Annotated in this window: 6 protein-coding genes, 3 tRNA genes and 3 rRNA genes; 5 read left to right on the top strand and 7 right to left on the bottom strand. The window is 47.5% G+C overall.

Annotated elements, in window-relative coordinates; translation table 11 throughout:
• Positions 1-16 precede the first annotated feature (16 nt).
• From glnL to add, 4 genes are all read left to right on the top strand, one after another.
• Positions 17-1,075, top strand: coding sequence for a nitrogen regulation protein NR(II) (gene glnL, locus MKA69_RS03755; RefSeq protein WP_167517952.1), 1,059 nt, complete (start codon positions 17-19; stop codon positions 1,073-1,075).
• A gap of 9 nt (positions 1,076-1,084) precedes the next feature.
• On the top strand, positions 1,085-2,485 hold the full coding sequence (gene glnG / locus MKA69_RS03760; protein ID WP_000086395.1) for a nitrogen regulation protein NR(I): 1,401 nt from the start codon (positions 1,085-1,087) through the stop codon (positions 2,483-2,485).
• A 58-nt stretch (positions 2,486-2,543) separates the two neighbouring features.
• Complete coding sequence (locus tag MKA69_RS03765; protein WP_305847521.1) at positions 2,544-5,069, top strand: GGDEF and EAL domain-containing protein; 2,526 nt, start codon at positions 2,544-2,546, stop codon at positions 5,067-5,069.
• 97 nt (positions 5,070-5,166) lie between these two features.
• Complete coding sequence (gene add, locus MKA69_RS03770) at positions 5,167-6,171, top strand: adenosine deaminase (protein WP_304572372.1); 1,005 nt, start codon at positions 5,167-5,169, stop codon at positions 6,169-6,171.
• 410 nt (positions 6,172-6,581) lie between these two features.
• Here add and MKA69_RS03775 read toward each other — a convergent pair.
• From MKA69_RS03775 to MKA69_RS03800, 6 genes are all read right to left on the bottom strand, one after another.
• Positions 6,582-6,658: transfer RNA gene (locus MKA69_RS03775), tRNA-Asp, on the bottom strand.
• A 31-nt stretch (positions 6,659-6,689) separates the two neighbouring features.
• Positions 6,690-6,805, bottom strand: a 5S ribosomal RNA gene (rrf, locus tag MKA69_RS03780).
• Positions 6,806-6,897: 92 nt separating this feature from the next.
• Positions 6,898-9,784, bottom strand: a 23S ribosomal RNA gene (locus MKA69_RS03785).
• A 288-nt stretch (positions 9,785-10,072) separates the two neighbouring features.
• Positions 10,073-10,148 (bottom strand) — tRNA-Ala (locus tag MKA69_RS03790).
• 8 nt (positions 10,149-10,156) lie between these two features.
• Positions 10,157-10,233, bottom strand: a tRNA-Ile gene (locus MKA69_RS03795).
• Between the two features lie 62 nt (positions 10,234-10,295).
• Positions 10,296-11,838: ribosomal RNA gene (locus tag MKA69_RS03800) — 16S ribosomal RNA — on the bottom strand.
• The 16S, 23S and 5S rRNA genes sit together here with 3 tRNA genes alongside, the layout of an rRNA operon.
• Before the next feature lie 572 nt (positions 11,839-12,410).
• On the opposite strand from MKA69_RS03800, the gene MKA69_RS03805 reads away from it, so the two are divergent.
• Positions 12,411-12,866, top strand: a complete 456-nt coding sequence (locus MKA69_RS03805; RefSeq protein ID WP_055052257.1) for an RNA-binding protein — start codon at positions 12,411-12,413, stop codon at positions 12,864-12,866.
• Here MKA69_RS03805 and murI read toward each other — a convergent pair.
• The gene (gene murI, locus MKA69_RS03810; protein ID WP_305847522.1) at positions 12,832-13,629 is read right to left on the bottom strand and encodes a glutamate racemase; all 798 of its coding nucleotides are present in this window, start codon (positions 13,627-13,629) and stop codon (positions 12,832-12,834) included. The two genes, MKA69_RS03805 and murI, sit on opposite strands and share 35 nt — an antisense overlap.
• Positions 13,630-13,659: the final 30 nt, after the last annotated feature.

A 13,659-nucleotide genomic window follows, 5' to 3' on the forward strand; every position in this document is an offset into this window, starting at 1 on the left:
TCGAGCGAGAATGAGTGTGAGTGCAGAACTGAATCAAACCATTATTAATAATCAGGTCACATCGGTATTCATTCTCGATGAGTCCCTGATGATTCGCTATGCGAACCCTGCGGCCGAGCAGCTCTTTTCGCAAAGCATGAAACGCTTAATGCATCAAAGCTTACGGCAACTTGTTCAGCACTCATCACTGGATCTGCAACTGCTGACACAACCATTGCAAAGTGGGCAAAGTATTACCGATAGTGATGTCACTTTAGTCGTCGATGGAAAACCCTTGTTGCTTGAGGTCACCGTCAGTCCGGTGTCATGGCAAAAAGAGTTATTGTTACTGGCAGAAATGCGCACGATTGGCCAGCAACGTCGCCTAACCCAAGAGTTGAATCAACACGCGCAGCAACAAGCGGCGAAACTTTTGGTTAGAGGGTTAGCCCATGAAATCAAAAATCCCCTCGGTGGTTTAAGAGGTGCTGCACAACTCTTAGAGCGTATGCTGCCGGATCCCGCACTCACAGAATATACCCAAATTATCATCGAACAAGCCGATCGGTTACGTAGCTTGGTCGATCGCTTATTAGGACCACAGCGTCCTGGTGAAAAGAAATGGGAGAATCTGCACCTCATTTTAGAAAAAGTGCGTCAACTCGTGGTTCTTGAAGCGGGATCCAATTTGGTTTTTGAACGGGATTATGACCCAAGCCTGCCAAATATTTTGATGGATACCGATCAGATCGAGCAAGCCTTGTTGAATATTGTCAGCAATGCGGCACAGATTTTAGCGAATCAACCGCATGGCGTGATTACCTTACGCACCAGAACCGTGCACCAAGCGAATATCCATGGTCAACGTTATAAGCTCGTTGCCAGTATTGAGATTATCGATAATGGTCCCGGAATACCTCCTGAACTCCAAGACACCTTATTTTATCCCATGGTGAGCGGCCGTGAGGGCGGCACGGGGTTGGGTTTATCTATTTCACAAAATCTGATCGATCAACATCAGGGAAAAATAGAGGTGCAAAGCTGGCCAGGACGCACCATGTTTACCATTTATTTGCCAATTTTGAATTGCTGTTAAGGATTGTCTATGAGTAGAGGATACGTTTGGGTCGTCGATGATGATAGCTCCATCCGTTGGGTGATGGAGAAGACGCTCTCTTCCGCCAATATAAAATGCGAAACTTTCGCCGATGCGGAAAGTGTGCTACTTGCACTTGAGCGAGAAACTCCCGATGTCTTAGTGTCCGATATCCGTATGCCCGGAATGGATGGCATTGCTCTGCTAAATCAAGTACATCAGCAGATCCCGGAACTTCCCGTGATTATCATGACGGCTCATTCCGATTTGGATGCAGCCGTGAACGCATACCAACAAGGGGCCTTTGAATATCTCCCTAAACCTTTTGATGTGGATGAAACGCTTACGTTAGTCGAACGAGCGATTGCCCACGGACAAGAGCAGCGAAAGGCATCACATCGCCCAAGCGAAAACTATTCCGCCCCCGAAATCATTGGCGAAGCTCCAGCAATGCAAGAAGTGTTTCGCGCAATTGGTCGTTTATCTCGCTCTTCCATTTCGGTACTGATCAACGGCGAATCGGGTACAGGGAAAGAATTGGTCGCTCATGCACTGCATCGACATAGTCCTCGCGCGCAGAAACCGTTTATTGCACTCAATATGGCTGCGATTCCGAAAGATCTGATCGAATCAGAGCTGTTTGGTCATGAAAAAGGGGCATTTACCGGAGCTAATACGGTACGTCAAGGGCGCTTCGAACAAGCCAATGGCGGTACTTTATTTCTCGATGAAATTGGCGATATGCCACTGGATATTCAAACCCGACTATTACGAGTCTTGGCCGATGGCCAGTTTTATCGCGTTGGCGGTCATGTCGCAATTAAAGTCGATGTGCGAATTGTCGCGGCGACACATCAAAACCTTGAGAAGTTGGTCCATCAAGGCAAGTTCCGTGAAGACTTATTCCATCGTCTGAATGTTATCCGCATCCACATCCCGTCACTGCGTGAACGTCGACAAGATATCGAGAAATTGACGAAGCACTTTTTAGCCTTAGCGGCGAAAGAGTTGGGCGTGGAGATGAAAACACTCAACCCACGAACCGTTGATATCCTCACTAAACTTGACTGGCCGGGTAATGTTCGCCAACTTGAAAACATGTGCCGTTGGCTAACAGTGATGGCAAGCGGTAGTGAGGTGCTGCCAAGTGATCTTCCTCCCGAATTATTATCAGAAAGAAAAGCCAGTCATTTTGATAATGATATAAGTTGGCAGAAACAATTAGAAACATGGGCAAAGTCTGCGTTGGCTTCTGGTGAAACCGAATTACTCGCCTACGCACTCCCAGAATTTGAACGTATACTTTTAGAAGCGGCACTTAACCATACTAATGGGCATAAACAAGAAGCCGCCAAAGTATTGGGCTGGGGACGGAATACGCTAACACGTAAACTCAAAGAGTTATATTAAGTGTCAGCTGAACGGCCTACCCAACTTTACTGCACAGGAAGTGAGACTAGAGAAGGGTATGCCGTTAAAACGCCAAATTCGTTTAAAAACCGCCATCATACTGCCGTTTGTACTGATTTTTTTGTTCACAATTTTGGCTATGGCGGCTGTTCAAACTTACCGCTATGAACAGACCGTAAAAGAGCTCAGTACCAAACAGTTATCCTATTTGACCGACAGTATCTCACAACGCTTGTCGGACTTTTTAGATCGTCCCTTTTTTGCTAATCAAATGATCGCGTATAACGTTGGCTTTCATCACCTTTACCAAGCGGACGATGCGAGCAAAATCGAAGATTTTATCCGTGCAGCCTCCCAACCGATTGGCAAGAATATTCAACAAATCGATGTCCTTGGCTTTGGTGGCATCAATGGCGAGTACGTGGGGTTACGAAAAGATGCACCCAATCAGTACAGCTTGATGCTTAAAGATGGGCGCACTGAGAATAAATTGGTTATTTATCAAAGCCCAATCATCGATGAAAAATACCATACGGTCATCGATAACTACGATCCTCGGGTTCGTCCTTGGTATGTCCCTATTGCTGAAAAACCGTCAGCACAATGGTCTGCGGTGTATACCAATGTGGATGAAAAACAAGAGATCACGCTTTCCGCTCTCAGCCCTGTTTTTCAAGATGACTCCTTTGTAGGTGTGATGGTTTCGGATGTCAAACTCAACACTTTTAATCAATTTCTTGCCCAACTTAAACAAAGAATTAATGCCGATGTGTCCGTCATCGACAGTCAACATCGCTTAATTGCCCATTCCAACGACAGCAGTGTTGTGTCATGGGGGACTGAACTCAGCCCAAAAGGAGAAAGGTTGCTTGCTGTTGAAAACCCCAATCCAGTCATTAAAAGCAGCGCAGAACAACTCAATGAACAAAACCTCAATAGTGGCATGTTTACGACACACATCGCCAACCAGCGCTACTTTAATAAAGTTTCAGCCTTTACCGATCAGTATGGTTTAGCTTGGTACATCAGCGTTTCTATTGCCGAAACCGATCTTTTGGGTAGCTTGCCTGAAAACCAAAAAACCAGTTGGATGATTGGCCTTGCCGTCAGTCTTATTGGGCTACTGATCGGCTTAATGACGTTAAATCGCGTGGCAAATCCTATCATTTCGACTGCATCTGCCGCTCGGCAGCTCGCAAATGGCAACTGGGCAGCCAACATGCCCAAACCCGGACAAATCTACGAAACTAGTCTATTGGTTCAAGCCTTTGTCGAAATGACCAATAACTTAAAAACATCGTTTAAAGCTCTGCGATCTCAATTAGTGCATGACTCATTAACCCAATTACTGAGCAGAGAGGGCTTGGTTGAAAATTGTAATCAGCTTCCTCAACTCAATGGTGGCTTGATCCTGATTGGGATAGATAAATTCCGTGATATTAACGATAGCTTAGGACACCATCAGGCAGATCAATTACTTATCGCAATAGCCCAACGACTCAATTTGACCTTCCCATACCCAGCTCGGATCGCACGGATTGGTGGAGATGAGTTTGCAATTTATCTCCCAGAAACGAATCAACAAGACGATTTAAAACTGATTGCAACCAACATTCTCAAGCTGTTTGCATCCCCTTTCAGTATGCCTAGTGACAATATTGCCGTGAACGTTTCGATTGGCATCGTCTCTTTAGAAGAAACGAACATGACCGTATGGCTACGCAACGGCAGCATTGCACTTAGCAATGCGAAAGTTGACCACACTCGAATCAGTTTCTATTCCCCAGAAATGGCGAATGCATCCCGTAAGAGGATGCAAATGGTCACTCAAATTAAATTGGCACTCGATAACCACGAGTTTGTGCCTTTCTATCAACCGATTGTCGATTTACATAGTGGTGAAGTTTTAGGTGCTGAAGCACTGGCTCGCTGGATCTCACCAGAACTTGGTTTGATTCCGCCGATGGAGTTTATTCCTATCGCCGAAGAAAGTGGCTTAATCAACGCAATTGGTGAACAAATTCTCCGCCAAGCCTGCATCGATACCGTGCGTGGCATACAAGAAAACAAATGGCCTGCTAGCTTCCACATGCATGTTAACCTCTCCGTCAATCAGCTCTCACATCCTGATTTCATGGATCAGCTATATCGCATCCTCGAAAAATCCCAACTACCACCGTCAAATCTCACATTGGAGATTACAGAATCACGTATCGTTGATAATGACCCAGTGATTTTGCATAACATGCTGGAGTTAAAAAAAGCCGGCATCCACATCGCTATCGATGATTTTGGCACGGGTTATAGCTCCCTCGCTTATCTGCATAAACTGCCTTTTGATTGCCTGAAAATAGACCGAGAGTTCATTGCACAACTCAATGCACAGAATATTGAGAACAGTGTCGTGGCGGCCATCGTTAACATGACTCGCGGATTTAAAGTCGAGCTCGTGGCCGAAGGAGTAGAAACTCAAGAGCAGGTAGATTTACTGACTCAATTAAATTGCCCACATGGTCAGGGCTTTCTATTCAGTAAACCAATCGCCTATCATGATTGGCCAACAAATCTGGTTAACATGAAGTAAAGTTAAACAAAATATGTCCTTTTCTTGCCTTTCGTTAGCTGACAGCTCATGGATTGGTTTTTATACTTAACGGCAAATACTGATAAGGACAACAATAATGATAACTTCATCGATCCCTTTAACTGATTTGCACCGTCATCTTGATGGGAACATTCGCACGCAAACCATATTAGAATTAGGGCAAAAATTTGGGGTTCAATTACCCGCTAACACCATTGAAACCCTCACTCCTTATGTGCAAATTGTTGAAACTGAACCCTCACTCGTTGCGTTTCTTTCTAAATTAGATTGGGGGGTTGCTGTCTTAGGTGATCTTGAAGCATGTCGTCGTGTCGCGTATGAAAACGTAGAAGATGCACTGAACGCTCGGATTGATTACGCCGAACTGCGTTTTTCGCCTTACTACATGGCGATGAAACATGGTTTACCAATCGCAGGGGTAGTAGAAGCGGTCGTTGATGGCGTACAGGCCGGTGTGCGTGATTTTGGCATCAAAGCCAATCTCATTGGTATTATGAGCCGCACTTTCGGCACTGATGCCTGCCAACAAGAATTAGAGGCCATCCTGAGCCAGAAAAATCATATCGTCGCCGTTGACTTAGCGGGCGATGAATTGGGTCAACCTGGCGATCGTTTTATCCAGCACTTTAGACAAGTCAAAAATGCAGGCTTACAAGTTACCGTTCATGCAGGCGAAGCTGCGGGTCCAGAGAGCATGTGGCAGGCGATTAAAGAGCTTGGCGCTACACGTATTGGCCATGGAGTAAAAGCCATTCATGACCCGAAATTGATGGACTACCTTGCCCAACATCGCATCGGTATTGAGTCTTGTCTAACGTCCAACCTGCAAACCAGTACTGTCGAAAGTCTAGCAGCCCACCCACTCAAACGCTTCTTAGAGCATGGGATCTTAGCGTGTATTAACACCGACGATCCTGCCGTTGAAGGGATCGAGTTGCCTTATGAGTACGAAGTGGCAGCACCTCAAGCAGGACTTAGTCAGCAACAGATCCGCCAAGCACAAATCAACGGCTTGGAATTGGCATTCCTCTCTGATTCAGATAAGAAAGCGCTCTTAACCAAAGCAGCACTACGCGGTTAGAACCAATCAATGATACAAAAGAAGCCGATGCCCTGTGCGTCGGCTTTTTCTTATCGCTCTACGACCAATTCGCATGAGACCCTGCACTCATATTCACTTCTCACTCTGCAGCCCAACTGCAGAGAGTTAAACACGGTACGCACCCAACCACGAATAGCAAAAGCGCTACATTCGTTTGAAGTTTGAAGTTTGAAGTTTGAAGTTTGAAGTTTGAAGTTTGAAGTTTGAAGTTTGAAGTTTGAGTCACGATACAGCGCCAAGGCGAAGATAACCAAGGTGGGAATCAGCCCAAAATCAGTAAATAAGAAGTCAGAAGCATAGAACTTGAGAGAGGGGGCATGCTAGGAAGCAGAGATAGGGATTGCCCCAAAGCAAAAAACCCAGTCCTAAGACTGGGTTTCTCAAATAAGTGGCGGAGCGGACGGGACTCGAACCCGCGACCCCCGGCGTGACAGGCCGGTATTCTAACCAACTGAACTACCGCTCCGCATTGGTTAGCGCTTGGTGCTAAATTAAAAGCCTGGCGATGTTCTACTCTCACATGGGGAGACCCCACACTACCATCGACGCTGTTTCGTTTCACTTCTGAGTTCGGGATGGAATCAGGTGGGTCCAAAACGCTATGGTCGCCAAGCAAAATTTTAAAATCTGGAAAGCTGTTTTCGTTCTCACACACATTCTTATGCGCTTAGCTTTGAGTCCACTACAAAACCCCTTGGGTGTTGTATGGTTAAGCCTCACGGGCAATTAGTACAGGTTAGCTCAACGCCTCACAACGCTTACACACCCTGCCTATCAACGTTCTAGTCTCGAACAACCCTTTAGGACGGTTAAACCGTCAGGGAAGACTCATCTCAGGGCTCGCTTCCCGCTTAGATGCTTTCAGCGGTTATCGATTCCGAACTTAGCTACCGGGCAATGCGTCTGGCGACACAACCCGAACACCAGAGGTTCGTCCACTCCGGTCCTCTCGTACTAGGAGCAGCCCCCTTCAATCTTCCAACGCCCACGGCAGATAGGGACCGAACTGTCTCACGACGTTCTAAACCCAGCTCGCGTACCACTTTAAATGGCGAACAGCCATACCCTTGGGACCGACTTCAGCCCCAGGATGTGATGAGCCGACATCGAGGTGCCAAACACCGCCGTCGATATGAACTCTTGGGCGGTATCAGCCTGTTATCCCCGGAGTACCTTTTATCCGTTGAGCGATGGCCCTTCCATACAGAACCACCGGATCACTATGACCTGCTTTCGCACCTGCTCGAACCGTCATTCTCGCAGTTAAGCGGGCTTATGCCATTGCACTAACCTCACGATGTCCAACCGTGATTAGCCCACCTTCGTGCTCCTCCGTTACTCTTTGGGAGGAGACCGCCCCAGTCAAACTACCCACCAGGCACTGTCCTCAACCCAGATAATGGGTCTAAGTTAGAACATCAAACATACAAGGGTGGTATTTCAAGGACGGCTCCAACGCAACTAGCGTCACGTCTTCATAGCCTCCCACCTATCCTACACATGTAGGTTCAATGTTCAGTGCCAAGCTGTAGTAAAGGTTCACGGGGTCTTTCCGTCTAGCCGCGGGTACACTGCATCTTCACAGCGATTTCAATTTCACTGAGTCTCGGGTGGAGACAGCGTGGCCATCATTACGCCATTCGTGCAGGTCGGAACTTACCCGACAAGGAATTTCGCTACCTTAGGACCGTTATAGTTACGGCCGCCGTTTACCGGGGCTTCGATCAAGAGCTTCGCTTACGCTAACCCCATCAATTAACCTTCCGGCACCGGGCAGGCGTCACACCGTATACGTCATCTTGCGATTTTGCACAGTGCTGTGTTTTTAATAAACAGTTGCAGCCACCTGGTATCTGCGACTCTCGTCAGCTCCATCCGCGAGGGACTTCACCATCAAGAGCGTACCTTCTCCCGAAGTTACGGTACCATTTTGCCTAGTTCCTTCACCCGAGTTCTCTCAAGCGCCTTGGTATTCTCTACCCGACCACCTGTGTCGGTTTGGGGTACGATTCCATCAAATCTGAAGCTTAGAGGCTTTTCCTGGAAGCATGGCATCAATGACTTCACTACCGTAGTAGCTCGACGTCGTGTCTCAGCCTTAGAAAGAGCCGGATTTACCTAACTCTTAAGCCTACGCACTTGAACCAGGACAACCGTCGCCTGGCCCACCTAGCCTTCTCCGTCCCCCCATCGCAATTTGATTGAGTACGGGAATATTAACCCGTTTCCCATCGACTACGCCTTTCGGCCTCGCCTTAGGGGTCGACTCACCCTGCCCCGATTAACGTTGGACAGGAACCCTTGGTCTTCCGGCGGGGAGGTTTTTCACCCCCCTTGTCGTTACTCATGTCAGCATTCGCACTTCTGATACCTCCAGCAAACCTTACGATTCACCTTCAACGGCTTACAGAACGCTCCCCTACCCAATGTCCAAAGGACATTGCCGCAGCTTCGGTGTATTGCTTAGCCCCGTTACATCTTCCGCGCAGGCCGACTCGACTAGTGAGCTATTACGCTTTCTTTAAATGATGGCTGCTTCTAAGCCAACATCCTAGCTGTCTGAGCCTTCCCACATCGTTTCCCACTTAGCAATACTTTGGGACCTTAGCTGGCGGTCTGGGTTGTTTCCCTCTCCACGACGGACGTTAGCACCCGCCGTGTGTCTCCCGGATAGTACTTACTGGTATTCGGAGTTTGCAAAGGGTTGGTAAGTCGGGATGACCCCCTAGCCTTAACAGTGCTCTACCCCCAGTAGTATTCGTCCGAGGCGCTACCTAAATAGCTTTCGGGGAGAACCAGCTATCTCCGAGTTTGATTGGCCTTTCACCCCTAGCCACAAGTCATCCGCTAATTTTTCAACATTAGTCGGTTCGGTCCTCCAGTTGATGTTACTCAACCTTCAACCTGCCCATGGCTAGATCACCCGGTTTCGGGTCTATATCCAGAGACTGAACGCCCAGTTAAGACTCGCTTTCGCTACGGCTCCCCTATACGGTTAACCTTGCCACTGAATATAAGTCGCTGACCCATTATACAAAAGGTACGCAGTCACACCACGAAGGTGCTCCTACTGCTTGTACGTACACGGTTTCAGGTTCTATTTCACTCCCCTCACAGGGGTTCTTTTCGCCTTTCCCTCACGGTACTGGTTCACTATCGGTCAGTCAGGAGTATTTAGCCTTGGAGGATGGTCCCCCCATATTCAGACAGGATATCACGTGTCCCGCCCTACTCGATTTCACGCTCGATGAAGCGTCGGTTACGGGGCTATCACCCTGTATCGCCAAGCTTTCCAGCTTGTTCACCTACTTCACCGAGTGCTTAAGGGCTAATCCAGGTTCGCTCGCCGCTACTACCGGAATCTCGGTTGATTTCTTCTCCTCGGGGTACTTAGATGTTTCAGTTCCCCCGGTTTGCTCTGTTAACCTATGTATTCAGTTAACAGTAACTGCTTATGCAGTTGGGTTTCCCCATTCGGAAATCGCAGACTCAAACGGCTCTTACTGCCTTATCTGCGCTTATCGCAAGTTAGTACGTCCTTCATCGCCTCTGACTGCCCAGGCATCCACCGTGTACGCTTAGTCACTTAACCATACAACCCGAAGGAGTTTCGGGTTGCTGTTTAAACAACCTAAGTTGTCTCGCGTTTAATTTACATGAGTGCGAGACAGATTTTGCCGGACTCAAATTTTGAACAAGACCGAAGTCTTATTCGATACCAAGCACACTTGAATGTGTTGTTGGTGTTTATCTTTCGATAAACATTGAGAACTTTACAAACAACAATACATTGTTGTTTTGTCAGCTTTCCAAATTGTTAAAGAGCAAGATTTTCTGATGAAAACCATTTTTAAACATTCTCAGCGAAAACGCTTAAAGATGGTGGAGCTATGCGGGATCGAACCGCAGACCTCCTGCGTGCAAGGCAGGCGCTCTCCCAGCTGAGCTATAACCCCATCGTTAGTGGTGGGTCTGAGTGGACTCGAACCACCGACCTTACGCTTATCAGGCGTACGCTCTAACCACCTGAGCTACAGACCCACTTAATGCTCAAATCTAAACCGAATCAATCTGTGTGGACACTCATCACGACAATCATCGTGTAAGGAGGTGATCCAGCGCCAGGTTCCCCTAGCGCTACCTTGTTACGACTTCACCCCAGTCATGAACCACAAAGTGGCAAGCGTCCTCCCGAAGGTTAAACTACCTGCTTCTTTTGCAGCCCACTCCCATGGTGTGACGGGCGGTGTGTACAAGGCCCGGGAACGTATTCACCGCAACATTCTGATTTGCGATTACTAGCGATTCCGACTTCATGGAGTCGAGTTGCAGACTCCAATCCGGACTACGACGTACTTTGTGAGATTCGCTCCACCTCGCGGTATCGCTGCCCTCTGTATACGCCATTGTAGCACGTGTGTAGCCCTACTCGTAAGGGCCATGATGACTTGACGTCGTCCCCACCTTCCTCCGGTTTATCACCGGCAGTCTCCCTGGAGTTCCCACCATTACGTGCTGGCAAACAAGGATAAGGGTTGCGCTCGTTGCGGGACTTAACCCAACATTTCACAACACGAGCTGACGACAGCCATGCAGCACCTGTCTCAGAGCTCCCGAAGGCACTCCAGCGTCTCCGCTAGATTCTCTGGATGTCAAGAGTAGGTAAGGTTCTTCGCGTTGCATCGAATTAAACCACATGCTCCACCGCTTGTGCGGGCCCCCGTCAATTCATTTGAGTTTTAATCTTGCGACCGTACTCCCCAGGCGGTCTACTTAACGCGTTAGCTCCGAAAGCCACGACTCTAGGTCACAACCTCCAAGTAGACATCGTTTACGGCGTGGACTACCAGGGTATCTAATCCTGTTTGCTCCCCACGCTTTCGCATCTGAGTGTCAGTATCTGTCCAGGGGGCCGCCTTCGCCACCGGTATTCCTTCAGATCTCTACGCATTTCACCGCTACACCTGAAATTCTACCCCCCTCTACAGTACTCTAGCTTGTCAGTTTCAAATGCGATTCCTAGGTTGAGCCCAGGGCTTTCACATCTGACTTAACAAACCACCTGCATGCGCTTTACGCCCAGTAATTCCGATTAACGCTTGCACCCTCCGTATTACCGCGGCTGCTGGCACGGAGTTAGCCGGTGCTTCTTCTGTAGGTAACGTCAAATGATTAAGATATTAGCTTAACCACCTTCCTCCCTACTGAAAGTACTTTACAACCCGAAGGCCTTCTTCATACACGCGGCATGGCTGCATCAGGCTTGCGCCCATTGTGCAATATTCCCCACTGCTGCCTCCCGTAGGAGTCTGGACCGTGTCTCAGTTCCAGTGTGGCTGATCATCCTCTCAGACCAGCTAGGGATCGTCGCCTTGGTGAGCCCTTACCTCACCAACTAGCTAATCCCACCTGGGCATATCCGGTAGCGCAAGGCCCTAAGGTCCCCTGCTTTGCTCTTACGAGGTTATGCGGTATTAGCCATCGTTTCCAATGGTTATCCCCCTCTACCGGGCAATTTCCCAGGCATTACTCACCCGTCCGCCGCTCGCCACCCAAGGAACAAGTTCCTCTGTGCTGCCGCTCGACTTGCATGTGTTAGGCCTGCCGCCAGCGTTCAATCTGAGCCATGATCAAACTCTTCAATTAAAAGTTTTGTGAAGCTTTCGCTTCGGCTCAATGAATACTGATTACATTCTTTGCTTAATAAAAAGCGAAGTAATGTTGAATTGACTGTGCTGAATGATTGCTCATTCAAATGGTCACTCAGTTCATTGATAAATCTTTTTTGATTATCATCAACGAGTGCCCACACAGATTGATTGGTTTATATTGTTAAAGAGCTTTACCTATCGAAATCGCCTTTCAGCTTCGTTCGCTAGGGCTGCGTATATTACGCTTATTCATTTGAGTGTCAAATGTTTTTTCAAACTTTTTCTTCTCATTTTCTTTCCACTTTGTGAATTGAACCTCACGCCGTGTCAGTGAGGGCGCATTATAGGGAGGTTGATTTTTATGACAAGCTTTTTTTATTAAAAAAAAATCGTTCGCTCAAAAAGCCAACAACGAGCTGTTTTTCGAATAAAATTCCAACATATTGAGGGGGGTCACACCATTCGATTGGAAAAATATCAAGCATATACGTAAGATTCCTGTGTCTATTTTGTTAATTCATCGATAGACAGTGACTCTTCTTTTTCTCTGATGCGTAGTAATTCAATATGAAATCTGACAAATCTATATTATGGATTGCCCTGCTTGCGGTTATTGGTGCCGGGATTTTATCTCAATTGACTCTACACTCTTCTTTCGCTTTTTTAATTGGTGTGGTTGCAACGACTTTAATTTGCAAACTTTCTACTCAATCCACCATTTCAAGCCAAGATGAAGAGGCTTCTTCTACAACGAAAACATTGTATGTGGGCAACCTACCCTATAAAGCCAATGAATCGCACGTTAAAGAGTTGTTCGCCGAGCATGGTGAGGTCTTTGCGGTGCGTCTTATGAAGGATAAGCGAACGGGTAAACGGCGGGGGTTTGGATTTGTGGTTATCGCTGCAAGCCAGGCTCAAAGCGCAATCGATGCTCTCAATGAAAAGGAATATATGCAGCGGACATTAAAGGTTCGAATTGCTAATGATCCTAAATCGGATGAGGAAATGGCTGAACAGGATTAAACCCTAACTGTTCGAGCTTGATATTTAGCGCACTCTCCTCCCAAGGGGGTGCGCTAGCATAAATTTGATGTTTCTGATTTGTCCTAGCTCCTTTGTCTATTCCCAATAGCTCTTGAACTCTTCGCGCAATCGCAACACCCGAATCAATCAGTTGGACTTGCTCTCCGAGCACTTGCTGAATTTCTTCTTTTATTAGAGGGAAATGAGTGCAGCCTAGCACGGCAACATCAATAGTATGTTTGAGTGGGTGCAGTATGTTTTCTAACTCTTCGAGATCCAGTGATTTACCGCGTAGCTTCTCTTCTGCCATATTGACCAGTCGAGTTGAACCCAATAGTTCGACATTTTTATTGGCAGAGAAGTTTCGAATGAGTTCTTGCGTGTATTGGCGCTTGACTGTTGCGGGGGTGGCAATGAGGCCAATCGCTTTACTGGCAATTAATGAGGCTGGCTTGATAGCTGGCACAACCCCCACTACGGGTATCGTGAGTTTGGCACGTAGCACTGGCAGCACTATGGTGCTTGCGGTATTACAAGCGATGACCACGAGATCAATCTGCTCTTGTTCAACCATACGAGTGACTAAGGCATCGACTCGCGCAATCAAGGTCTCTTGAGCCAATTCGCCGTAGGGATACGCGGCATTATCGAATAGATAGATGTAGCTAAGTTGCGGCAAACGAGCTTCAATTTCCCGATATACGGAAAGACCACCCACACCAGAATCGAAAATCAGAACACGAGGAAAGGATTGAGATGACACGAGTGCGACAACCTAGCTAGAAAAAACGGG

The organism is Vibrio sp. AH4 (assembly GCF_030710545.1).
Taxonomy (GTDB): domain Bacteria; phylum Pseudomonadota; class Gammaproteobacteria; order Enterobacterales; family Vibrionaceae; genus Vibrio; species Vibrio metoecus.